A 21,518-nucleotide genomic window follows, 5' to 3' on the forward strand; every position below is an offset into this window, starting at 1 on the left:
CGATGGCCTGGTCGCTGCGATTCCAAGGGGTGGGGAACGCCTCGGCGGTCGAGCTGGGCTCGCCGATGTCCACCCTCGAGCGCGACGGCGCGCCGTGGCTGACCATCGACTGCGGCGCGGAGGGCCTGACCGCCTTCCAGGCCCAGTACGGCCACCTGCCGCGGGCGATCTTCGTCACCCACGTGCACCTGGACCACGTCGGCGGCTTCGAGCGCCTGTTCGTGGACAGCTATTTTTCGCCGCGCCGCGGCCAGACCCGGCTGTACGTGCCCGCCACCATCGTGCCGCTGCTGCATCGCCGCGTGGGCGATTATCCCAACGTGCTGGCCGAGGGCGGGGCGAACTTCTGGGATGCCTTCCAGGTGATCCCGGTGGGCGATGCGTTCTGGCACGAGGACGTGCGCCTGGAGGTCTTCCCGGCCCGCCACCACTGGCCGGAGACCGCCTACGGCCTGCGCCTGAAGGGCGCCCTGGCGTGGACCGGCGACACCCGGCCGATCCCCGAGGTGCTGGCGCGCTACGCGGACCAGGGCGAGCTGATCGCGCATGACTGCGGCCTTCACGGCAATCCGTCGCATACTGGCGTGGACGACCTGGAGCGGGAGTATCCCGCCGCGCTGCGCCAACGCATGATGCTCTACCACTACGCCAGCCAAGCCGATGCCGACAGCCTGCGCGCGCGCGGGCACCGCGTCGCGCGGCCGGGCGAAACGGTGGCATTGGCCGAGCCCAGCGCCGAGCGCCGGCAGCCGGCATGAATGCCCAGCCACAGGCGGTGGTCCCGGCGCCGTTGCGCGACCGCCGCCAGCGTCCGTTGCGCGACTTGCGGCTGTCGGTGATCGAGGCCTGCAACTTCCGCTGCGGCTACTGCATGCCGGCCGACCGCATCGCCGACGACCACGGCCTGGATTCGGCCGGGCGCATGGACTTCGACCAGATCCACACGCTGGTGCGCGCGTTTGCGCGGCAAGGCGTGACCAAGCTGCGCCTGACCGGCGGCGAGCCGCTGCTGCGCCGCGACCTGCCGGCGCTGGTGGCGCGGCTGGCATCGATCGAGGGGATCGAGGACGTGGCGATGACCACCAACGGCACGCTGTTGGCGCGGCACGCCAAGGCCCTGCGCGAAGCCGGCCTGGGCCGGGTGACGGTGAGCCTGGATGCACTGGAGCCGACGTTGTTCGCGCGCCTGTCCGGCGATCGCGGCCGCATCGAGGACGTGCTGGCCGGCATCGAGGCGGCGGAAGCCGTCGGCTTGCCGGTCAAGCTCAACAGCGTGATCCAGCGCGGCCTCAACGAGGACCAGGTGCTGCCGCTGGCCGAACACTTCCGTGGCAGTGGCCACGTGCTGCGCTTCATCGAGTACATGGACGTGGGCACCTGCAACGGCTGGCGCGCCGGCGACGTGGTGTCCTCGGCCGAACTGCATGCGCGCATTCACGCGCGCTGGCCGCTGCGCGCGCTGGATGCGCAGTATCGCGGCGAGGTCGCGCAGCGCCATGCCTACGCCGATGGCGCCGGCGAGATCGGCTTCGTCAGTTCGATCACCGCGCCGTTCTGCGGGGATTGCCACCGGGCGCGGGTGTCGGCCGATGGCCAGCTGTACACCTGCCTGTTCGCCGATCGCGGCCGCGACCTGCGGCCGGCGCTGGCACAGGGCGAGGACGCGCTGGCCGACGCCATCGCTGGCGTATGGCAGGCGCGTGCGGATCGCTACAGCGAATTGCGCGGCAGCCCGCGGGCGAGCGGGCGGCGCGTGGAGATGTTCCTGGTGGGAGGTTGAGGGTGGTCGAATCGAAACGGGCGCGGCGCACGCTCACGCACCTGGATGCCGCTGGCCAGCCGGCGATGGTGGATGTCGGCAACAAGGCGGTGACGGCACGCAGCGCGGTGGCCGAATCGCGCGTGCGCTTTCCGGCCGAGGTGGCGCGGCAGCTGCGGGCCGATGCGCTGCGCAGTGCCAAAGGGGGCATCGTCGATACGGCGGTCATCGCCGGCACGATGGCGGTGAAGCGCACGCACGAGTTGATTCCGTTCTGCCATCCGCTGCCGATCGACGGGTGCCGCATCGCCATCGAATGGGCGGGCGAGCAGGTGCTGCGCATCGAATGCACGGTGCGCAGCACGCATCGCACCGGCGTGGAGATGGAGGCACTGACCGGCGCGAGCGTGGCGGCATTGACGGTGTACGACATGTGCAAGGCGTTGTCGCACGCGATGGTGATCGGGCCGACGAAACTGCTGGGCAAGCGCGGCGGTCGCCGCGACGTGGGGCGGGCGCCATGAGCGTGGCGGTGCATGTGCTGTACTTCGCCAGCCTGCGCGAGCGGGCGGGGCGTGCCGAGGAGCATTGCCAAAGCGATGCACGCGACCTGGCGGGCCTGTACGAGGAGCTGAGCGCGCGGCATGGGCTCGGCTGGCCGCGTGCGCAGCTGCGCGTGGCGGTGGATGGGGCATTCGCCGAGTGGTCCGCGCCGCTGCGCGCGGGCAGCGAGGTGGTGTTCATTCCGCCGGTGTCGGGAGGCTGAGCAATGGCGGATTTTTCGCTGCACGAGGCGCCGTTCGATATCGAGGTACTGCGCGCGCCGTTGGCGCATGCCCGGGCCGGCGCTTATGCAAGCTTCGAAGGTTGGGTGCGCGACCATCACGACGGGCGCGCGGTGGCCGGGCTGTTCTACGAGGCTTACGCCGCGCTGGCCGAGGCCGAGGGCGCGAAGGTGGTCGCCGAGGCGCGGGCACGGTTCGACGTGATCGAGGTGCGGTGCGCGCACCGGGTGGGCGAGCTGTCGATTGGCGATCTGGCGGTGTGGGTGGGCGTGACGGCCGCGCACCGCGATGCGGCGTTCGCGGCGTGCCGGTACGTGATCGACGAGATCAAGGCGCGGGTGCCGATCTGGAAGCGCGAGCGGTATGTGGAGGGGGATGCGGGATGGTTGCATCCTCTTTCCCGCTAGCAGCGCGCCACGGACACGCCGCATCGCCCTGAAAAGGCGATGGCCCCGCCGGCTGACCTCGGCGCCCGCGTCGATCGATACCGTTGCTGCCTTCCGGCCCTGGCGGGATTTTCGACCTAGCGTCGCGAGGGGCCGACGGGGCCACCATAGAGACGAAGCCGCGCCTGGGGCGCGGCTTGGTGAGGTCAGCCGGGCGGGAGTCGTCTGTACGACTCGGAACCGCGGGCGGCGACCGATGCGCGGCATTGTAGCCGCTGCGCGGGGCAGCCGCCAGCCCGCTTCGCGCGCCGCGATGCGGCGGGCACGCATTCAAGCTGGCGTGAACCCGGGTTTCACGAGGCCGTTGCTAGCGTCCGGCCCGGGTAGCGCCAGCAGCGACGAGCCGTCGCCCGGCACCCAGGGATACAGGGGCCAGCGGCCGCGCCAGGAAGCGCGGTCGACAGCAACGGGAAGCGCTGACATGCATCGTCTTCGTTCCGCGGCTTTGCCTGCTCGCCGGCATTGGCGCGCAAATACCTTTCCCCGCATCCGTCGCCGCCAGCTCACGCTGGCCTTGTGGCTCGCCTTGCCCGCCAGCGCGGCCTGGGCCGACTGTATCGACGACGGCACCGGCAACGTCACCTGCAGCAACGTGGTCAATGCTTACAACGCCGACGGCCGCGGCGAGCTACGCATCACCATCGAGCAGAACACGAGTTTCAACGGACCGCTGCAGGTGTCCAATGTCGGCGTGCTGAGCATCAGCAACGGCAGTGCGACCGTCACCGGCGGCAACCTGCAGTCGGTGTCGATGGTCAACGTGCCCAACGGGGTGTTCCTCAACAACGGCAACATCAACGGCACGTTCACCATTTCCGGTGGCGGCAACCATTTCCTGCTCAACTATCTCGTCGGCGGGCGCTTCAACGGGCCCATCGTGCTGGAAGGCGACGGCAACAACACGATATACAACTACGGCACGCTCAACCCCACCGTGCAGGTCAACGGCACCGGCATCACCGTGCTGCAGAACCTGTCGAGCAACGGCGGCGAGGCGACGATGAACGGCGGCATCGTCGTGGTGGGCACCGGGCAGACGCAAATCACCAACGGCGGGCGCATCCAGAACGGTTCGATCACCACCGGCTCGGGCAACGACTTCATCAACAACCTGGTGGGCGGCACGATCAACAGCGACGTGCTGCAGGGCGACGGCGACGATTCGTTCTACATGAGCGGCGGGCAGGTGAACCGCGACATCCACCAGGGCAACGGCAATGACTGGTTTTCGCTGGCCGATGGCCAGATCAATGCCTCCATCCTCGCCGAGGCCGGCAACGACTACCTGACCTGGCGCGGCGGTTGGGTCAACGCCATCGACATGGGCACGCAGGACGATCGCGCTGATTTCAACAATCTCACCGATGCACAGCTGCGCGCGATTCCCATCGACGGCGGGCCCGGCAACGACGTGCTGTACTGGTTCAACACGCAGGGCACGCGGCCCGACCGGCTGCTCAACTGGGAACTCATCGACCTGCGGCTCAATTCGCAGCTGACGATGGGGCCGGACCTGGTGCTCGGCGATAGCGGCACCGGGGCTGGGACGTTGGCGCTGGATGCCACCAGCGTCCTGTTTGCCGGCAACGGCGCGTTCGCCATCCGGCCCGCGGTGGCGGGCAACCGCGTGCTGGTATCCAGCGCCGGTACGCTCGACCTGACCCAGGGCGGCAATTCGGTCAACGACAGCCTGACCATCGTGGGCGATTACGTCGGCCGCGACGGCTTGTTGAAGCTGCAAACCGAACTCGGCGCGGGCCAGCCGCCCTCGGACAAGCTGGTGATCGACGGCGGCAGTGCCAGCGGCGCCACGCGCATCGGCGTGACCAACGTCGGCGGTACCGGCGGGCTGACGACCGGCGACGGCATCCTCGTGGTGCAGACGGCCAACGGCGCGACGACCACCGCGAGCGCTTTCCGCCTGGCCGACCGCGTGGTCTATGGTCCCTACGAATATCTCCTGTATCGCGGCGGCGAGACGTCCGCCGACAGCTGGTTCCTGCGCAATACCGTGCCGACGGTGCCGCCGACTGTTCCGCCTACGGTTCCACCCACGGTGCCGCCGACCGTTCCGCCCACGGTGCCACCGACTGTTCCGCCCACCGTCCCCCCGACCGTGCCACCGCCGCCTCCGCCCCCGCCGGTATCGCCCCCGCCGCCGCCGCCGCCCACCGTCCCGCCGACGGTGCCGCCGCCGCCTCCTCCGCCGCCTCCGCCTCCGCCTCCGGTCTCGCCGCCGCCCGTCACGGTGCCGCCGGTGACCGTCCCGCCCACGAGCGGATTCGAAACACCGGACCCAATGCCGATCGCCATCTACCGTCCGGAGCTGCCGGATTACCTGGTCGTGCCAATGGTGGCGCGTGCGATGGCGGGCGACCTGATCGGCACCTTCCACGAACGCGAAGGCGAGCAGTCGTGGCTCCCCGCGCAGCAGGCCGGCCACAACGCCTGGATGCGCATCTTCGGCGGCCCCTACGAGCAGGAAGGCGGCGGGCCGGTGGACCCGTCAGTCGATGGCAGCAAGACCGGCATCCAGGTCGGCGCGCCGCTGTGGTCTACCGACCATGACGGCGGCGGGCACGACCGCATCGGCATCGCGGTGGGCTACAGCCAGCTGCTGGGCGATGTCAGCGGCGACGTGCTCGGCATCGACGACGTGGCCTCCGGCAAGATCGACACGCGCGCCTACAGCGCGGGCCTGCAATGGACGCATGTGTGGGCCGGCAATGGCTATCTCGACGTGGTTGGCCAGTACACGTGGCTGAAGACGGACACGCACGCCTTTACCCAGGTCGATGCGCGCATCGATGCGAAGGTAGTGAGCGCGTCGGTGGAGGCGGGCTATCCCTGGCAGATCGGCGAGCGCTGGCAACTGGAGCCGCAGGCGCAGGTGATCTGGAGCCGGGTACAGGCCGACGACTTCAGCGACCTGCTCGGCGACGTGCACTACGACGATGCCAGCAGCGTGACCTGGCGGCTGGGTGCGCGCCTGGTCGGTGATTTCGACGACACACGCGGCTCGCATTACCGGCCGTTCCTGCGCCTCAACGTGATCCACACGCCCGACGGCGAGGATCGCGCCGTGTTCGACGATATCGAAGTGGCCAACACGCGCGGCGCGACGGCCTGGCAGTTGGGCGTGGGCCTGAGCGCGGGCCTCAGCGATAGCGCGCAGCTCTATACGACCGTGGACTACACCGCGGACCTGGACGGCGGGCGGCAACGCATCCTCACCGGCAGGCTGGGCGTGCGCTGGGTGTGGTGAGGTGGGTGCAGTCAACAAAAAAGCCACCCGCTGGGTGGCTTTCCTGCTTGCCCGCGCAGGCGGGCTGGAACTGGCGGAGAGAGGGACCGCCCGCTGGGCGTCTCGCTCCATGTCGCTACGTCTCTATTGTCGGGCTAACCGCATACGCCGGCAAGACTTTTCGTCTCGGGTGGTCTCGCCCTCTATCGTCCCAGCTCCATTCGGTAGTAGGGTAGTAAGCGGGTTACTCAGGGCCACTCAGAAATGCCAAAAGTCGCACGCAACCTCACTGATATCGCAGTGAGAAACATCAAGAAATCCGGATATCACGCCGTAGGAGGGCCTGTTCCGGGTCTTCTGCTTCAAGTAACCAAGTCCGGAGCGAGGAGCTGGGTGCTGCGGTACACGTCAGGTGTGAATCCCGAAACTGGGCGTCAACGCAGGCGCGACCTTGGGCTGGGTCGCTACCCGGACGTTCCTCTGGCTGAAGCGCGAAGGCGGGCGGTCGAGGCGCGGGAGCTGATCGCGAACAAGATCGATCCGATCAGCGCGAAGCGTGCAGCACGCAGCGCAAGGTTGGCGGCGCAATTGGCCGAAATCACTTTCAGGAAAGCGGCGTACCAGTTCATCAAGGACAAGTCCCCGGAATGGAAGTCGGGCGGCAAGAGTGCCGACCAGTGGACCAGCTCCCTCGAAGCCTATGCCTTCCCGGTGTTGGGCTCGCTCCGCGTCGCCGATATCGACCGGGCGCATGTCCTGCGCGTGCTTGAACCCATCTGGACCGAGAAGAACGAGACGGCGAACCGGGTGCGCCAGCGTATGGAGTCGGTGCTGGACTGGGCGAAGGTCCGCGGCTTCCGCGAGGGCGACAACCCGGCGCGCTGGAAGGGCTATCTGGACAAGGTTCTGCCCGCGCCCGGGAAGGTGCGGGACGTGCAGCATCATCCGGCGCTGCCTTATGCCCAGATGCAACCGTTCATGCTGGACCTTCGCTCGCGGAATGGCATGGGTGCGCGGGCGCTTGAGTTCGCGATCCTGACCGCGGCCCGGTCGGGCGAAGCGCGTGGCGCGCGCTGGGACGAAATCGACCTGGCGGCGAAGGTCTGGACGGTCCCTGCCGAACGGATGAAGTCCAGCAAAAAGGAACATCGTGTTCCGCTATCGGATGCTGCTGTCGAACTGCTTAAGAGTCTTCCGCTCATGGAGGATAACGACCTTGTGTTCCCCGCGCAGCGCGGCAAAAACCCGTTGTCCGACAACACGCTGACGAAGCTTCTGGGCGATATGCACGATGCCAGCGTCAAGCGCGGCGGCGCGGGCTACATCGACCAGAAGCAGGGCAAGGTCATCACGGCGCACGGGTTCCGCTCGACCTTCCGTGACTGGGCATCAGAAGAAACGCACGCTGCACGCGACGTGGTGGAAATGGCGCTGGCGCACACCATCGGCAACAAGGTCGAAGCGGCCTACCGTCGCGGCGATCTTTTCGAGAAGCGCCGCACGTTGATGAGCGAGTGGGCGAAGTTCTGCGGAACGCACTGATTCCTCGAAAGATTCAGTGCTTCCCCTGACTATACTTTTTCGGTAAGGCCTTGAAACGTATAGACTTCTTTCGTCCGAGGCCCTACTATTTCATCTGCTTCGGCGCTGCGTAGTTGAGCAGGACCGAGTGTCGCAGGACGGGCGCTGCAAGCGTCCAAGGGACTGTCTAGAGCCGTGCAATGCGGTGGTCGGCTGATCCGAGAAAAGGAGAACAACTCGACTCCGATGCGAGGGCATTCCCGCCCGCGTGCCGGTCCTGTTACCCGACTTCTCGGATCGTTGCCATGCACGTTCAACCCAGTAAATCCCTTCGTCCGACCCAAGCCGCTGAGTTCCTCGGTATCGCTGTGAGCACCTTGTGGCGATTTCACAAAGAGCGTCCGGACTTCCCACGCTCGCGCAAGATCGGACCACGTTGCACCGTGTTCGATCAGATGGAGCTGTTGAAGTGGCGTGACTCTCAGATCACAACGAACTGAGGACGCCACCATGACCAAGACGCCGAAGGCGCTAAAGGCTGCGCCCCGCGAATCCTGCCGGCATGACGCCGCATATGTAGCGCACATGCTGTGCTACTCGCCATATGACGTGTTCCCTTATGGGCCGGAAACCACCCCAGAGGGTGACGATCACCTTGTTTTTGATGTCACCTCGAAGGTCGATGCGCTGGCCGCGCGCTTGAACGACGAAGATGATGGAACCAAGGAATTCGCTGCCTATCGCTGCCGCCTGTTGATGTGCACCGACGTGATGGCCGGGAAGCTGGCCGCGCCGCCGCTGTCGATGTGGGCACAGATGGCCCAGCAGTACGGACGTGGCCGCTACCTGAGCCACAAGGCCCACCTCCGTAGGGAGGCGGCGCGCGGATGAGCGAGATTGCCGACTTCCTGACCCGCTTCCGCGCTGGTGGGCCGTGGCTTCTAACGGCCATCGTCCCCGATGGGATGACCAGTACCCGGACCTTCACCGATGCCGACGCCGCCGAGCGGTGGGCGCTGGACGAAAACGCCGCGGGTAGGAACTTGTATTTCAGCGTCAACCAAACCACGCGCGCCCTCGACAAGAAGGCTACGAAGGCAGACATCGCCCGTGTCGAGTTCCTGCACGTGGACCTCGATCCGCGCGCCGGGGAAGACCTCGCCAGCGAGCGCGAGCGCATCCGCAAACGGTTGAACGGTTCGCTCGCCGCCGACGGCATCCCACCGCCGTCCTTCATCATCGACAGCGGCGGCGGATACCAAGCCTTTTGGCGGCTTGCGGAGCCTATCGAATTGGACGGCGACCCGGCGAAGATCGAAGACGCCGAACGCTACAACATCGAACTTGCTCGCAAGCTCGGCGGTGACGCCACGCATAACATCGACAGGATAATGCGCCTCCCCGGTGGCGGGCTGACGAACTGGCCGACCGCGAAAAAGCAGGAGAAGGGACGCGGACCGGCCCCGACGAAGTTGTATGACTGGCCCGCAGCGGAGCCATACCCGCTCGCCGCCTTCAAGCAGGCCCCGGCGGTGCGCGCTGACGCTCTGGCCAAAAGCAGCGCCAACAGGAAGGCACCTCCCGCCACGCAGAAGCGCGGCCCGGTTCCCACTGGCCCCTACGGTGTGGACGAACTTCAGGCGTGGGCGACGGCCAACGGGAAGCAGCTCCCGGACACGGCGCTGGCTGCGCTGGTCCACGGACGCGACGCCGACCCCGACAAGTACCCGTCCCGGTCGGAGGCGGCTTGGGCGGTGTGCTGCGGCCTCGCCCGCGCCGGGGTCCCGGATGAACTGATCGTCGCCGTGCTGCTCGACAAGAACAACGGAGGCTCGGCGCATGTCCTCGCTCAACAGAAGCCGACGGCCTACGCGCGCATGCAGGTGGCGAAAGCCCGCGCCGAGGTCGAAAAGCAGGCCTCCCTTCGCTGGGATCGGACCAACAAGGCTGGTGAGCCCCTCCCGAGCTACTGGAACACGCGCGTCGCGCTGCAATTGATGGGCGTCGAGTGCCGCTATGACAAGTTCCGTGATCGCCACCTCGTGGGAGCGCATGAACTACAGGAGTTCGCAGGCGAGTTCTCCGACCATGCCGAGCGCATCCTGCGCGATGAGATTTTCCGGCGCTTCTGTTTCGATCCCGGGGAGCTGAACACGAACAAGGCGGTCATGTCCCTCTGCACGGAGAACCGCTTTGATTCGTTGCTCGATCACCTCGAATCGCTACCTCTATGGGATGGAGTTCCGCGGCTGGATTCTTGGCTGATTGACTACTGCGGAGCCGATGCGAGCCCATACGTGCGCGAGGCCGGGGCAACATGGCTTGTCGCAGCGGTCGTGCGTGCCTACGAGCCCGGGACCAAGTTCGACTACATGCCTGTGCTGCTAGGCGGGCAAGGTGTTGGCAAGTCCACGGCGCTCCGCATCATCGCCGGTGATGATTTCTTCTCCGATGCCTCGTTCCTTGGCGCGCGCGATGCCCGCGAGGTTCTCGAAGTGACCCGCGGCATCTGGATTCTGGAATGCGCGGAGCTGGATGGCATGGGGAAGCGCGACGTGTCGGCCCTGAAGGCGACGATTGCGCGGCAGACGGACACCGGACGCCCGGCCTACGCCCGCTGCGCGGTCACGGTGCCGCGCCGGTACGTCCTTGCTGGCACGACCAATGAGGAAAGGTTCCTGCTCGATCCCACCGAAAACCGGCGCTTCTGGCCGATTGCCGTGGGCCTGATCGACCTCGACGGCCTGCGCGCGGTGCGGGACCAACTGATCGCCGAAGCCTTGGCGCGCTATCGCTCCGGCGACTACCGGCTGACCCTGTTTGGCGATGCCGCGACGGGCGCGAAGGAGGCCCAGGCCGAACGCCGGGTGGTCGATGACGGCTATGTCGAAAGGCTGGAAAATCTGGCTCCGACCGGCAAGCGCGATGGCCGCTGGATCGTGACCAACGAAGCCGTGTATCGGCACCTCGATATCCCGATTAAGGATCGCTGCGGCGCGGTCCCGCGTAAGGTGCGCGAGGCGATGATGGCGCTCGGTTGGGTCATCGTGAAGGGCTCGGTCCGGGTCGCAGGCGAGAAGCAGCGCATCTATGAGTGGCCGGGTGACGACAAGCCCGGCAGCGAGACGCCGTTCTGACTACTGCGGATCGCGCCTGCCTGCCACGATAGCGATAACGTTCACGACGGCGGTAGTCGCCTCAACGCACATTGCCGCCTCGCGAAAGGTCGCCGTTCGCTGATGCTGCAATGCATTTGCCAAGTCCAGAGCGGACTTGGCATGACGCCGGGATGCCTCATTTGCACCGCCCGCGAGTTCAACGGCGATGTATGCGTCCAGCATCCGCTTGGCATCGGTTGCGCTGGGTTCCACACCATCGAGAGGAGGATGGCGGGCGCGGTCATAGACCGCCTGCGCCAGTGAGATGAGCGATTCGCGGCCAAGCAGGCCGACGGCCTGGAATTGTTCTTCATTACGGGCCGGCGCGAGTCGATCGCGCAGCTCCCCGACACTGCGGTCAACGCGCTGCCATCCGGTAGGCTGCAATTCCTCCGCTCTGCCGGTCCTGATTCGGTTAACAAACGGGTTGATGAGGTTGCCGATGAAGTCTCGCCGCGACTGGTACGTTGGAAGATCGCCAGTGCTCCAACGCCCGTACCAGTCCCACAGAGAGCCGTAGGTCACGGGGTTCTGTAGTCCCCGACGTGCCAGTTCCGCGGCAACCAGTGCGAACTGACGCTGGTACACATCGTTGACCTCTTGAATCCGGGGGCCACCGGTTGCGACCGCGATCAACGTGCCCTTCAAGGCTTCGAGTCCTGCCATCAGTTCGTCGTCTGTCATGCCGCCTCCGCTGTTGTTTCTGATCCTAACGCAGGGGCGGAACGCTGAAGTGGCTCGACCAGCGTTCCGGCAGAATCCTCAGGAGGTGCTGGGACTTAGGCACGAAAATCTGCGCCCCGGAACGCGGAACGCTGGATTTCTATAGAGACTGTTTCGAGTAGGTGCCGAGGAGGTGCTCAGGGGACGGCGCGAGCCGGGCGCTCTACTGCTCCCCGAAGATTTCTACCTATTTCAGCGTTCCGGCGTTCCGAAGTAGCGAAAGGCCCACGGATTGCTGGCCGGAACGCTCCTGCTGGGCACCGTTCCGCAGCGTTCCGGGGCGTTCCGCCTTCCCCTTGAGCGGATTCCCAGCGCACCGCCGTCCTGCTGCTAGTCAACAAGATTCCGAAAACGTCTCCGGAAATGGCCCGACGCGAGACCGCTTTTCATGGACTCGTGGAACGGCACTCTGAAACCTCGCCTATTGGTCGATTTCCGAATGCGACTCCAGTATGGTCGAGCCGTCTCGCAACATCGTGAGACGATCCGACAGGAGACGGTACATGGGCCGCGTCGCCCTCTACGCCCGCGTTTCGACCATCAAGGACCAGTCCGTGGAAACGCAGCTATTCGCGCTGCGGGATTGGGCCGTGGCGCGCGGTCACGAAGTCGTCGCCGAGTACACGGACGAAGGCATCAGCGGTGCGAAGGGCCGCGACAAGCGCCCGGCGCTAGACGCCATGATGAAGGACGCGGCGCGCGGCAAGTTCGACATGGTCGCGGCAACCGCGCTGGATCGGCTGGGCCGTAGCCTGCAACACCTGGTCGGCATGGTCGCGGAGCTGGATGCCCTGCGCGTCGGGCTGTTCGTCCAGAACATGGCGCTGGATACGTCCACGCCGGTCGGGCGCTTGATGTTCAACATGGTCGGCGCGTTCGCCGAGTTCGAGCGCGGCCTGATCCGGGAACGCACGCTACTGGGCCTAGAACGTGCGCGGCGGCGCGGCTCGCGTCTCGGGCGTCCGAAGGTGGGGCCGACCACTGAGCGGCAAATCGTCGCACTCCTAGAGGCAAAGACGCCCGTCAACCGGATCGTGCGGCAGACGGGCGTCGGCGTCTCTGTCGTCTATCGCATCAAGAAGGCAATGGCAGCATGACCACTGAAACGCTCCCCGCACTGACCACGCAGAACCTTGACGCCGTGCGGATACTCGCCCGGGAGGGAACGCGCGAACACACCATCCGCCGCGTGCTTGGGCTGACACCGAAGGCATGGAAGGCGTTGAAGGCTGACGATGACGACGGGGAGCTGTCGCCCCTCGCGCTGGCGTTGGAGGAAGGCCGGGCCGATGGCGCGGGCGACGTGATTGCCTTCATGAAGACACGCATGGCCGACGGCAGCGAGCGCGCCGCGGAGTTCCTCGCGGATCGTGTGTTCCAGCTCAACCGCGGCGACGGCAACGCCGAAGCGCCCCGAGTCGCCATCATCATCAACGCGGCGCTGTCGCCCGCCGAGTACGCGCAGGTGGTCGCGGTCCAGCAGCAGCCGGGAGTCCTGACCCATGAGCGTTGAGATTCGCCCGACGCCGTTCCAGACGCAGGTCCTGTCCGTCCCGGAGGATCACTTTGTCTTTCTTGGCGGCGGTCGCGGCGGTGGCAAGTCGATGGCCCTGCAATTCCTGATCCTCCGCCACTGCGACCAGTACAAGAACCGCGCCCGCGTCTTGGTCACGCGCCGCCGGTTGAAGTCGCTTCTCCAGTTCGGGGAGGAGCTGCGCGCGCTGCTGCGCTCTGCCTATGGGCGTGACATCGCCTACAACCAGAACGATGCCGTGTTCCGGCTCCCGAACGGCGCGGTGATCCAGCTCGCGCACGTGGAGTCCGCGTCCGCCCTTTCCGACGTGGCGCAGGGCATGAATTTCTCGCTGATCTGCTGCGACGAAAGCGGCGAAGCGCCGACGATGGAAGTCATCGACCAGCTCGGGCTTTCGTTGCGCGGCACGGGCGTTCCACTTCGCATGGTGCTTGCCGCCAATCCGGGCGGCTCGAATCACGGTGCGCTCGCCGAGCGGTATGTCACGGGTCGCGAGCCGTGGATGCCATTCGAGTTCGAGGGGAATACGTGGGTGTATGCGCCCAGCATCCTCGACGACAATCCGTTCCTCCCTGCGGCCTATCGCAAGAACTTCGAGATTCTCGCCCGCACGGACCCGGCCCTGTACCGCGCGATGCGCTTGGGCGACTGGTCCGCGATGGTCGGCGATTTCTTCCAAGGAATATGGGACGCGGGCAAGATGGTGTTCGACTACCATGATGTTCCGCCGGATTTCTTCGCCACGTTGAAGCTGTCCATTGACTGGGGCAGCGCCGCGCCGATGGCCGCGGTTCTCGCTGGGCGGCTCGCCGTGGACGTTCGCCTGCCCGATGATCGCGTGATGCCGCGCGGGGCGTGGGTGATCTATGACGAACACGTTGAACACGATCCGCGGAACCTCGCGCGTGGGACGGGCCGCACGCCGGGACAGATCGCGCCGAAGCTCCACGAGGTGGCGCGCCGGAACGGCGTGCGCGCGCGGGGTGTGATCGACTCCGCGGCGGAGGCGCGCACCGCCGGGCGCATGGAGGCAAGCGTGTCGGACCTGTTCCGGGCCGCGGGTGTTCGCGTGAGCCCGGCGAGGAAAGGCCCGCGCGTGCCGCGCTTCGAGCAGTTGAAGCAGTTGATGGTGAACGGCGAGTTTTTCGTGGCGTCGCGGTGTCGGTTCTGGCTGGCGACGGTCCCGAGCCTGCCGCGCGATTCGCGCATCCCGGATGACGTGGACACGAAGGCGAACGACCACGCATTGGACGCGACCAGCTACGCCATCGCAGGCGAATCTGGCGGGCGCGTCCAGCAGTCCAGCTTTACGCCGGAACCGCGGATGCCGCGCGATGAGCGCGTGGTGTGGATCTGACAACGAAGGAGACGAAGATGCGACGTTCCTACAAGTACCTGATGCTGGCCCTCGTGATCGGCAATGCGCAGGCAGCGCAGCGCGAGTTGTTCAATGCCCGCGAGACGTTGGAGCGGGCGAAGGTCGGCACCTACTCGCCGCGCGCGCAGCCGCCGGTGCGGATCGAGGTCGAGCAGCCCGCGCGGTTTCGCGCGAATGGCCACGGAAACCGCCAGATTCAACAACGATTCGAGCGGATGGACTGCAAATTGGACGAGGCCACAAATTCCATAAGTTGCGTGCCGTTTCCAGCCGAAGAAGTAAACCGACCCAAGAAATAACACTCGCGCGGGGCAAATCCGGTCCATATGGTCGGGAGCGAGCGGCCCCACTGGCTGGGCCGCACGCTGAGGAATAGCCCCCATGCCGAACGTCAACTTCAAGACCATCCCCACCGATGTTCCGCTGACCGTGGAGAACATCGACCGGCTTGCGAACCGCGCCGCCGAACTCGCCACCGCCTTCGGTGCGCGTATCGCCAACATCCAGCAACAGGTCGCCGACGCCCGCGATCGTTTCAGCCGAGATGGTGACGACCTTGTCCGTGAGACGGATGCCGCCAACCGCGCCGTTGCCAAGCAGTTCGCCAAGCGGCAGCTCGCCTCGCGCATCGCCAAGTTCCGCCTGACCATCGTGGAATCGAGCCGCGGCCAGCGCGAGGAACTCCTGCGCCCGCTGGCGAAGGTCGCCGCCGATGCAACGTTCCTCCTGACCCTGTGCCAGTCGCCCGCGCAGATGCTCGGGCGCGTCGCCTTGGGCGATGCCCGGCGCACGCAGTACCAGACGCAGCTCGAAGGCGCAGGCCCCGTCGAGCTGGAAACCGCCGCGATCACCGCGATTGCCACCGGGGACATGCCTCTGGCAGCCGCGGTCGCGACCGTGGTAGACCGCCGCCCTTCGGATCGCCGCCCGTTCTCGGTGGCGGCGTTTGCCGAGAGGGTGTGGGGCGCGCAGCATGCCGAGGTCACGGCCAAGCTCAAGGGCGTCCTGCTGGCCGAGCGCACCTCGCGCGCGGCCAATGACGAGTTCGTCCGCGGCAAGGCCGACCCCATCGCCAACCTGAGCAACCAGCTCGCCGCCCGGGCTATCGCCGAGGCGTCGGGCGAGGAGGACGAAGCATGAAAGGCGCGGTCCCCAACGTCCGGAAGGCGAAGGCCATCCACGAAAAGAAGCAGGCCGAGCGCAACGCGACGGCCAACAAGATGAAGAAGCGCGCGGCGACCACTCGCCGCGGTCGCTGACCGAATCGGGGTGTCCCGGCGGTGACGTGTCGCGCCCGCCTCGTGCCGCCGGGGCATCCTGACCTTACAGCCGACTCCGGCGCGCGTCAGGGTGACTCCGGGGTGCGCGTGCCGGAGGAGGCTGCTTCCCGGCAGGCGACCGCTACGCGGGAAGCGATGGCCCGGCTATGGGCTGATCCCGAACACCGCGAGCGCATATCCGCGCAGATGAAAGCCAGGTGGGCGGACCCCGCCTACCGGGAACGCGCGCGGGGCTTCAACCGCGACGGACGCACGTACCGTTGGCAGCACGTCGAGTCCGGGCGGATCGCCTCCCGGACCAAGCTCGAAATGCGCGAGGAACACGGCCTACGGCCCGATTCGCTGGACGGCCTCGTGGCCGGGCGTATCCAGACCTCCCGGGGCTGGCGGCTCGCGCCGCGGAGCCTGTTGGGCGAGGGGCCGCGATGGATTTTTCCATAGTTGCTGCTTGCGACGCTGCGTCTCGTTCCATGAGTATGCGCTAGGCTAAAATTGGGCGCATTCAAGGGCCTGATGTGAACATGAAACAAGAGCAAGTTGATTCCCCAATGAAATCCACGCCGCGACAGGGCAAACGACGCTCTATGGTGTCATCTGCTCGGCTCGTCCGAGATTGGCATGAGGCCGATTTCATCTTGCAGGGCGATTCGCTCGATTCGCTTAAGAAGATGCCTGACGACTTGATTCAAGTCGCTGTTACTAGTCCTCCCTACTACGGCCAGAGAGACTATGGATGTATTGGGCAAGTAGGCATTGAATCTACTCCGCAGGAATATATTGAGCACTTGGTGAAAGTCTTCCGAGAGGTTCGCCGTGTGCTGAGAGAGGATGGAACGCTATGGCTGAATCTTGGGGATAAATACGTCAACAATCAGTTGCTCGGCATGCCTTGGCGTGTTGCCATTGCGCTTATTGAGGATGGCTGGATTCTCCGCTCTGACGTGATTTGGCAGAAGCCGAATGCGATGCCTTCTTCAGTGAAAACAAGACCTACGACCGACCATGAATACATATTCATGTTCAGCAAGTCGAAGGACTACTACTACGACGCGGACTCAATCCGGGAGCCGCACGTGACCTTCTCGGGCGAGAGTAAAATGCGCGGTGGGCGCGCGCACATCGGAAAGCGAAATGGGACGCCGGAGGCTGGAAAGAATGGAGGGAACTCAAATCTCCATAATGGTCGATGGGATCAGGCGTTCCATCCGCTTGGAAGAAACAAGAGGACCGTTTGGTCAGTGCCGCTAGGCAAGTTTCGTGACGCACATTTTGCGGTTTTCCCGGAGAAATTGATTGAGCCATGTGTAATCGCAGGCAGCCCAAGAGGTGGGATAGTGCTTGATCCATTTTTCGGCGCTGGAACGACTGGCCTTGTGGCGATGAAGCATCACCGCCGTTTTATTGGGCTTGAGTTGAACAAGTCTTACTGCGAAATGGCCGAGGAGCGGTTGTCTATGCAATCGCCTGAAACGCCTTGAGTCTAGCTGCAAGCTGTCGCGCTAGTTCTGGCTCGACCTGAATCACCTGGTTCGGATTCATGTTGACGTAGACATGATCTTCGCAAGCGAGCGTTGAGAGGTCTCCTGCCCAGCTCTCGGCAATGATGATTGGAAGACAGATATAGCCCGCGGCGTGGGCCGAAGTAATTGATTTGTGGATGTCGCGGGTAAAGAGCAGGGCATGCCCACCACCCATTGTTTCTCGCGTTTTAACGGGCATCAAAATTTGACCGCGCGAACCTAAGATGCTCACATCGTAGGTTTCGCCGTCGAGCCTGATTTCTGCGTCACCTATTTTTAGGTCAATATTGTTGGCCTTAAAGAGGTCAGTAAGCAGCTTGCGAACTATGGCCTCAAATAGTGTGCCCTTGATTGCGCGCCGACTTCCTTCTAGCCGGTCGATGATTACCTCTGATACCGCAGTCCAGTCCCAACGAGATTCTTCTGGAAAAATCGTGGCGACATAAGAGCGTAGCTTATTCAGCAGGCTTGCTTGCCTCTGGGCGGTATTCGCTCCTGTCATCGATGAGACCATCGGGCGCAGCCGTTGCTCTGGAGCATCGCGCAGAATCCAGCCTACCAGTAGCCATTTCGCTTTCGCTTGAGCATATGGACGTGCTATTCCGTCATAGAGCGATATGCCCTGCGGGAATGGGCGGGTCAAATACTCAAGGATCGTGCTTTCTGCTTTTGCGGCGTCAGCATCATGGATGAATGAATGGAGAGATGGATAACCTTTTGCTGCGAGGAAGTTAACAAAATCATTGAATGCAGGTCGATTTTGTTCTGCAACTATCGCCAGCTCTTTGAGTCGAAGATTTTCAACAATGAACGCCATGATCCGGGTTGCCAGTAAGTTGGCCTCCAATGGTCGTTCAGGTGGCTTCGACATGCAATCTCACGATTTCTGCTACTGGTACCCCTTCGCTGCTTGATGGGCCACGTCGCAGGCGGCATGAATCAGGCGGGTGTTCTCGGGCGTGTAGCCATCGACGGCCCGGGTACGGTCCAGCACCGCGCCTCGCTCGGGCAAGGGCTCGCTGCAGAGCGGGCACAACCCTTCCTGCTCCTTCATCTTGAGCTGCTTCAAGCGCCGCCGGACCATCGGCTTGCTGCGCTCGTCGTGCATCAGTTCCTTGTAGACCTTGCGGCGGTAAGCAAAGAGCAGTTCCTTGTTGCCGCCGCTCAGGTCCACGAGCCTCGCCCGCACTTCATCGAGCAAGGCGCGGGCGAGGTCGAGCTGGTCGGGTGTCAGTCGCGGATTGGCCATGCGCTCAAGATAGCCCGACTCCCGCCGGTCAGAACTCCGGCAGGTTTTCGAGGTTGTCCCGGGCTTGGCCGTTGTCCACAGTTTTGATGTACTCGACCCCGTTGACTTTGATGATGTAGACCGGCTGGCCCTTCTGCCAGTTGCCGCCGCTCGAAACGATGGTGACGAAGGTGTACCCGTCCTTGATCGCTTTGACGATGGTCGCCCGCTCATACTCCGCCGACGCACCAATCGTGTCCCCGTTGTCCGGATGCGCCCGCACGCGGTCGATATGCGTGTGCGCCGCGTTGTACCGGACAGCCGAAATGCCGTAATCCGCCCACTTAGCCATGTTGCCCCCTACGCTGGTTGGTAGGGTTGTTGTAGTGGGGTTGCGTCGCACAGGCTGCGACAGAGCAACAAAAAGGCCACCTCGAAGGGTGGCCTTTTCGCCCACCTAGCCCAGTACATCAGGCGTAGTAGGTCTTTTAGTAGGGTAGCTTCGGAATTGCTTGGCCGGAGCCACTACCTATTGGATAACTGGCGGAGAGAGGGGGATTCGAACCCCCGAAGCGCGGTTTAGACGCTTACACACTTTCCAGGCGTGCTCCTTCAACCACTCGGACACCTCTCCGGGACCTGCGGCTGAAGCTCCACAGGGGCGCAGATTCTAGCGGCAGCGACCGATCCCCACAAGCCGCGCCCGCGGCCGGGCCGCAGTTGACGGCCGTGGCACAATGTCGGTTCAGATCAAGACGGTCGTCCGATGTCCTATCTCGTACTCGCCCGCAAGTGGCGCCCCAAGCGTTTCGCCGAGCTGGTGGGCCAGGAACACGTGGTCCGCGCGCTGACCAACGCGCTGGACAGCGGCCGCGTGCACCACGCCTTCCTGTTCACCGGCACCCGGGGCGTGGGCAAGACCACCATCGCGCGCATCTTCGCCAAATCCCTGAACTGTGAACAGGGCACCAGCGCCGACCCGTGCGGCCAGTGCCCGGCCTGCCTGGACATCGACGCCGGCCGCTACATCGACCTGCTGGAGATCGACGCGGCCTCCAACACCGGCGTGGACGACGTGCGCGAGGTCATCGAGAACGCGCAGTACATGCCCTCGCGCGGCAAGTTCAAGGTCTACCTGATCGACGAAGTGCACATGCTCTCCAAGGCGGCGTTCAACGCGCTGCTCAAGACCCTGGAAGAGCCGCCGGAACACGTGAAGTTCCTGCTCGCCACCACCGACCCGCAGAAGCTGCCGGTCACCGTGCTCTCGCGCTGCCTGCAGTTCAACCTCAAGCGCCTGGACGAGGACCAGATCCAGGGCCAGATGACCCGCATCCTCGCCGCCGAGCAGATCGAGGCCGACGGCAGCGCCATCGTCCAGTTGGCCAAGGCCGCCGACGGCAGCCTGCGCGATGGCCTCTCGCTGCTCGACCAGGCCATCGCCTACGCCGGCGGCGCGCTGCGCGAGCACGTGGTGCGCACCATGCTCGGCACCGTGGACCGCACCCAGGTCGGCGCCATGCTCGAGGCCCTGGCCGACGGCGACGGCGCGCGCCTGCTGCAGGTCGTCGCCGCGCTGGCCGAGTTCTCGCCGGATTGGAGCGGCGTGCTCGAGGCGCTGGCCGAGGCGCTGCACCGCATCCAGGTGCGGCAGCTGGTGCCGGGCGCGGCGCCGTCCGCCGATGGCGTGGACCCGGAAGCGTTCGCCGCGCGCGTGCGCCCGGAAGTGATCCAGCTCTGGTACCAGATGGCGCTCAACGGCCGTCGCGACCTGTACCTGGCCCCCAGCCCGCGCGCCGGTTTCGAAATGGCGGTGCTGCGCATGCTGGCGTTCCGCCCGGCCGGCGCGGTGGCGCCGGGCACCGGCAGCGGTGCCGCCGGCACGGCCCAGCCGGGCCAGGGGCCGTCGGGTGGTGGGGCCGTGGGAGCGGGCATGGCGGCCGCCTCCGCCGCGCCGGTCGCGCCCGTCATCGCCGCGCCGGTGCCGGCCACGCCCAAGCCTGTGCCGGCCGCGCCCACGCGCGCCGCGCACGATGATCCGCCGCCGTGGGCCGTGGACGACGCCCCCGTGCGCGCCGCGCCGCCCGTGGCCACGCCCGCGCCGGTGATGCCGGAGATGGCGATGGCACCGCCGCCCGAACCCGCGACAATCGCGCCGCCGCCTGCGTCTACGCCGGCGCCGGCCGCCGGCGCGTCGAGCGACGGCCGCATCGCCGATGCCGAACAGTGGCTCGACGTGGTTGCCCAGGCGCAGCTTTCCGGGCCCTCGCGCCAGTTCGCCGCCCATGCCGCGTTCGTGTCGCATCGCGACGGCGTGCTGCGCCTGGCGCTGGACCCCGGCTTCGAATACCTGCGCTCGGACCGCGCGCTGGGCGAGCTGGCGCAGGCGCTGCAGGCAGCCCTCGGCCAAGCGCCGAAGATCGTCGTGGAGGCCGGCGCCAGCAGCGCCGAAACCCTGCACGAGCGCGCGCACCGCCAGAAGGGCGAGCGCCAGGACGCTGCCGAGGCGGCCTTCATGGCCGACCCGAACGTGCAGCGCCTCATCCAACAGCACGGCGCGCGCGTCGTGCCCGATTCCATCCGTCCTTACGAAGAGTGAACCCCATGCGCGGCAACATCGCCCAACTCATGCAACAGGCGCAGAAGATGCAGGAGAACCTGCAGCGCGCCCAGGAAGAACTGGCTAAGCTGGAAGTCACCGGCACCGCCGGCGGCGGCATGGTCAGCGTGACCCTCACCGGCGCCAAGGAGTGCCGCAAGGTGCGCATCGACCCGAGCGTGCTGGCCGATCCGGAAATGGCCGAGGACCTGATCGCCGCTGCGTTCAACGACGCCTCCAACAAGATCGACGCCGAATCCAAGACCCGCATGGGCTCGGCCACCGCCGGCATGCAGCTGCCGCCGGGCATGAAGCTGCCGTTCTGATCCGGAAGCTGCGCCGC

General features: G+C 65.6%; 22 protein-coding genes, 1 tRNA gene and 1 other RNA gene. 18 read left to right on the forward strand and 6 right to left on the reverse strand.

Translation table 11 applies throughout. From position 1 onward, the window contains the following. Positions 1 to 2 precede the first annotated feature (2 nt). The 5 genes from P6166_RS05650 to P6166_RS05670 are packed head-to-tail and all read left to right on the forward strand — an operon-like array spanning position 3 to position 2,951. Positions 3 to 758 (forward strand): MBL fold metallo-hydrolase, encoded by a 756-nt coding sequence (locus tag P6166_RS05650; protein WP_277763513.1) that lies wholly within the window; start codon positions 3 to 5, stop codon positions 756 to 758. After that, positions 755 to 1,780 (forward strand): GTP 3',8-cyclase MoaA, encoded by a 1,026-nt coding sequence (moaA, locus tag P6166_RS05655; protein ID WP_277763514.1) that lies wholly within the window; start codon positions 755 to 757, stop codon positions 1,778 to 1,780. Before P6166_RS05650 ends, moaA begins: the two co-directional genes overlap by 4 nt. 2 nt (positions 1,781 to 1,782) lie before the next feature. Continuing rightward, entirely contained in the window at positions 1,783 to 2,283 is a 501-nt protein-coding gene (gene moaC, locus P6166_RS05660) for a cyclic pyranopterin monophosphate synthase MoaC (protein ID WP_277763515.1), read from the forward strand. Then, positions 2,280 to 2,525 (forward strand): MoaD/ThiS family protein, encoded by a 246-nt coding sequence (locus P6166_RS05665; RefSeq protein WP_277763516.1) that lies wholly within the window; start codon positions 2,280 to 2,282, stop codon positions 2,523 to 2,525. Before moaC ends, P6166_RS05665 begins: the two co-directional genes overlap by 4 nt. Before the next feature lie 3 nt (positions 2,526 to 2,528). Beyond that, complete coding sequence (locus P6166_RS05670; RefSeq protein WP_277763517.1) at positions 2,529 to 2,951, forward strand: molybdenum cofactor biosynthesis protein MoaE; 423 nt, start codon at positions 2,529 to 2,531, stop codon at positions 2,949 to 2,951. Positions 2,952 to 2,993: 42 nt separating this feature from the next. Here the strand turns inward: P6166_RS05670 and ffs are convergent. Continuing rightward, an RNA gene (gene ffs, locus P6166_RS05675) (signal recognition particle sRNA small type) lies at positions 2,994 to 3,090 on the reverse strand. Positions 3,091 to 3,411: 321 nt separating this feature from the next. On the opposite strand from ffs, the gene P6166_RS05680 reads away from it, so the two are divergent. The 4 genes from P6166_RS05680 to P6166_RS05695 all read left to right on the forward strand — a co-directional run bounded on the left by P6166_RS05680 (position 3,412) and on the right by P6166_RS05695 (position 10,892). Beyond that, the gene (locus P6166_RS05680) at positions 3,412 to 6,255 is read left to right on the forward strand and encodes an autotransporter outer membrane beta-barrel domain-containing protein (RefSeq protein WP_277763518.1); all 2,844 of its coding nucleotides are present in this window, start codon (positions 3,412 to 3,414) and stop codon (positions 6,253 to 6,255) included. A gap of 243 nt (positions 6,256 to 6,498) precedes the next feature. Then, entirely contained in the window at positions 6,499 to 7,776 is a 1,278-nt protein-coding gene (locus P6166_RS05685; protein ID WP_277763519.1) for an integrase arm-type DNA-binding domain-containing protein, read from the forward strand. 489 nt (positions 7,777 to 8,265) lie between these two features. Next, positions 8,266 to 8,646 carry a hypothetical protein gene (locus P6166_RS05690; protein ID WP_277763520.1) on the forward strand — a complete coding sequence of 127 codons (381 nt, stop codon included), beginning with the start codon at positions 8,266 to 8,268 and terminating at the stop codon, positions 8,644 to 8,646. Beyond that, entirely contained in the window at positions 8,643 to 10,892 is a 2,250-nt protein-coding gene (locus tag P6166_RS05695; protein WP_277763521.1) for a VapE domain-containing protein, read from the forward strand. Before P6166_RS05690 ends, P6166_RS05695 begins: the two co-directional genes overlap by 4 nt. On the opposite strand, the gene P6166_RS05700 is transcribed toward P6166_RS05695, so the two are convergent. Beyond that, complete coding sequence (locus tag P6166_RS05700; protein WP_277763522.1) at positions 10,893 to 11,597, reverse strand: hypothetical protein; 705 nt, start codon at positions 11,595 to 11,597, stop codon at positions 10,893 to 10,895. A gap of 542 nt (positions 11,598 to 12,139) precedes the next feature. On the opposite strand from P6166_RS05700, the gene P6166_RS05705 reads away from it, so the two are divergent. From P6166_RS05705 to P6166_RS05735, 7 genes are all read left to right on the forward strand, one after another. Continuing rightward, on the forward strand, positions 12,140 to 12,733 hold the full coding sequence (locus P6166_RS05705) for a recombinase family protein (protein WP_277763523.1): 594 nt from the start codon (positions 12,140 to 12,142) through the stop codon (positions 12,731 to 12,733). After that, on the forward strand, positions 12,730 to 13,149 hold the full coding sequence (locus P6166_RS05710) for a hypothetical protein (RefSeq protein WP_277763524.1): 420 nt from the start codon (positions 12,730 to 12,732) through the stop codon (positions 13,147 to 13,149). The genes P6166_RS05705 and P6166_RS05710 overlap by 4 nt, the downstream gene beginning before the upstream one ends. Beyond that, on the forward strand, positions 13,139 to 14,527 hold the full coding sequence (locus tag P6166_RS05715) for a phage terminase large subunit (RefSeq protein WP_277763525.1): 1,389 nt from the start codon (positions 13,139 to 13,141) through the stop codon (positions 14,525 to 14,527). Before P6166_RS05710 ends, P6166_RS05715 begins: the two co-directional genes overlap by 11 nt. Positions 14,528 to 14,544: 17 nt before the next feature. Next, a complete protein-coding gene (locus tag P6166_RS05720; protein ID WP_277763526.1) occupies positions 14,545 to 14,847 on the forward strand; it encodes a hypothetical protein in 303 nt (100 codons plus the stop codon). Positions 14,848 to 14,929: 82 nt separating this feature from the next. After that, positions 14,930 to 15,688: a hypothetical protein gene (locus P6166_RS05725; RefSeq protein WP_277763527.1), complete on the forward strand. Its 759-nt coding sequence runs from the start codon at positions 14,930 to 14,932 to the stop codon at positions 15,686 to 15,688. After that, positions 15,685 to 15,807, forward strand: coding sequence for a hypothetical protein (locus tag P6166_RS05730; protein ID WP_267914013.1), 123 nt, complete (start codon positions 15,685 to 15,687; stop codon positions 15,805 to 15,807). The genes P6166_RS05725 and P6166_RS05730 overlap by 4 nt, the downstream gene beginning before the upstream one ends. 542 nt (positions 15,808 to 16,349) lie before the next feature. Then, positions 16,350 to 17,306, forward strand: a complete 957-nt coding sequence (locus P6166_RS05735) for a site-specific DNA-methyltransferase (RefSeq protein WP_277763528.1) — start codon at positions 16,350 to 16,352, stop codon at positions 17,304 to 17,306. On the opposite strand, the gene P6166_RS05740 is transcribed toward P6166_RS05735, so the two are convergent. From P6166_RS05740 to P6166_RS05755, 4 genes are all read right to left on the reverse strand, one after another. Further along, complete coding sequence (locus P6166_RS05740) at positions 17,281 to 18,219, reverse strand: hypothetical protein (protein WP_277763529.1); 939 nt, start codon at positions 18,217 to 18,219, stop codon at positions 17,281 to 17,283. The two genes, P6166_RS05735 and P6166_RS05740, sit on opposite strands and share 26 nt — an antisense overlap. Before the next feature lie 18 nt (positions 18,220 to 18,237). Continuing rightward, positions 18,238 to 18,597 (reverse strand): hypothetical protein, encoded by a 360-nt coding sequence (locus tag P6166_RS05745; RefSeq protein ID WP_277763530.1) that lies wholly within the window; start codon positions 18,595 to 18,597, stop codon positions 18,238 to 18,240. 28 nt (positions 18,598 to 18,625) lie between these two features. Beyond that, complete coding sequence (locus P6166_RS05750; protein ID WP_277763531.1) at positions 18,626 to 18,928, reverse strand: DUF3892 domain-containing protein; 303 nt, start codon at positions 18,926 to 18,928, stop codon at positions 18,626 to 18,628. Between the two features lie 189 nt (positions 18,929 to 19,117). Beyond that, a tRNA-Ser gene (locus P6166_RS05755) sits at positions 19,118 to 19,210 on the reverse strand. 132 nt (positions 19,211 to 19,342) lie between these two features. Between P6166_RS05755 and dnaX the strand changes: the two genes are divergently transcribed. Together dnaX and P6166_RS05765 are read left to right on the forward strand one after the other, a co-directional pair. After that, positions 19,343 to 21,175, forward strand: coding sequence for a DNA polymerase III subunit gamma/tau (gene dnaX / locus P6166_RS05760; protein ID WP_277763532.1), 1,833 nt, complete (start codon positions 19,343 to 19,345; stop codon positions 21,173 to 21,175). 5 nt (positions 21,176 to 21,180) lie between these two features. Continuing rightward, entirely contained in the window at positions 21,181 to 21,501 is a 321-nt protein-coding gene (locus P6166_RS05765; protein ID WP_057642932.1) for a YbaB/EbfC family nucleoid-associated protein, read from the forward strand. Positions 21,502 to 21,518: the final 17 nt, after the last annotated feature.

It is taken from the genome of Stenotrophomonas sp. HITSZ_GD, from assembly GCF_029543105.1.
Classification (GTDB): Bacteria; Pseudomonadota; Gammaproteobacteria; order Xanthomonadales; family Xanthomonadaceae; genus Stenotrophomonas_A.

What these genes read in the sequence shown, in the direction of transcription:
- P6166_RS05685 (WP_277763519.1), top strand. Translation starts at nt 6,499, where the DNA reads ATGCCAAAAGTCGCACGCAACCTCACTGATATCGCAGTGAGAAACATC.
- P6166_RS05745 (WP_277763530.1), bottom strand. Translation starts at nt 18,597, where the DNA reads ATGGCCAATCCGCGACTGACACCCGACCAGCTCGACCTCGCCCGCGCC.
- P6166_RS05765 (WP_057642932.1), top strand. Translation starts at nt 21,181, where the DNA reads ATGCGCGGCAACATCGCCCAACTCATGCAACAGGCGCAGAAGATGCAG.
- P6166_RS05740 (WP_277763529.1), bottom strand. Translation starts at nt 18,219, where the DNA reads ATGTCGAAGCCACCTGAACGACCATTGGAGGCCAACTTACTGGCAACC.
- P6166_RS05715 (WP_277763525.1), top strand. Translation starts at nt 13,139, where the DNA reads ATGAGCGTTGAGATTCGCCCGACGCCGTTCCAGACGCAGGTCCTGTCC.
- moaA (WP_277763514.1), top strand. Translation starts at nt 755, where the DNA reads ATGAATGCCCAGCCACAGGCGGTGGTCCCGGCGCCGTTGCGCGACCGC.
- P6166_RS05665 (WP_277763516.1), top strand. Translation starts at nt 2,280, where the DNA reads ATGAGCGTGGCGGTGCATGTGCTGTACTTCGCCAGCCTGCGCGAGCGG.
- P6166_RS05690 (WP_277763520.1), top strand. Translation starts at nt 8,266, where the DNA reads ATGACCAAGACGCCGAAGGCGCTAAAGGCTGCGCCCCGCGAATCCTGC.
- P6166_RS05695 (WP_277763521.1), top strand. Translation starts at nt 8,643, where the DNA reads ATGAGCGAGATTGCCGACTTCCTGACCCGCTTCCGCGCTGGTGGGCCG.
- P6166_RS05750 (WP_277763531.1), bottom strand. Translation starts at nt 18,928, where the DNA reads ATGGCTAAGTGGGCGGATTACGGCATTTCGGCTGTCCGGTACAACGCG.
- P6166_RS05735 (WP_277763528.1), top strand. Translation starts at nt 16,350, where the DNA reads ATGAAACAAGAGCAAGTTGATTCCCCAATGAAATCCACGCCGCGACAG.
- P6166_RS05725 (WP_277763527.1), top strand. Translation starts at nt 14,930, where the DNA reads ATGCCGAACGTCAACTTCAAGACCATCCCCACCGATGTTCCGCTGACC.
- P6166_RS05720 (WP_277763526.1), top strand. Translation starts at nt 14,545, where the DNA reads ATGCGACGTTCCTACAAGTACCTGATGCTGGCCCTCGTGATCGGCAAT.
- P6166_RS05670 (WP_277763517.1), top strand. Translation starts at nt 2,529, where the DNA reads ATGGCGGATTTTTCGCTGCACGAGGCGCCGTTCGATATCGAGGTACTG.
- P6166_RS05650 (WP_277763513.1), top strand. Translation starts at nt 3, where the DNA reads ATGGCCTGGTCGCTGCGATTCCAAGGGGTGGGGAACGCCTCGGCGGTC.
- P6166_RS05710 (WP_277763524.1), top strand. Translation starts at nt 12,730, where the DNA reads ATGACCACTGAAACGCTCCCCGCACTGACCACGCAGAACCTTGACGCC.
- P6166_RS05680 (WP_277763518.1), top strand. Translation starts at nt 3,412, where the DNA reads ATGCATCGTCTTCGTTCCGCGGCTTTGCCTGCTCGCCGGCATTGGCGC.
- dnaX (WP_277763532.1), top strand. Translation starts at nt 19,343, where the DNA reads ATGTCCTATCTCGTACTCGCCCGCAAGTGGCGCCCCAAGCGTTTCGCC.
- P6166_RS05705 (WP_277763523.1), top strand. Translation starts at nt 12,140, where the DNA reads ATGGGCCGCGTCGCCCTCTACGCCCGCGTTTCGACCATCAAGGACCAG.
- P6166_RS05700 (WP_277763522.1), bottom strand. Translation starts at nt 11,597, where the DNA reads ATGACAGACGACGAACTGATGGCAGGACTCGAAGCCTTGAAGGGCACG.
- P6166_RS05730 (WP_267914013.1), top strand. Translation starts at nt 15,685, where the DNA reads ATGAAAGGCGCGGTCCCCAACGTCCGGAAGGCGAAGGCCATCCACGAA.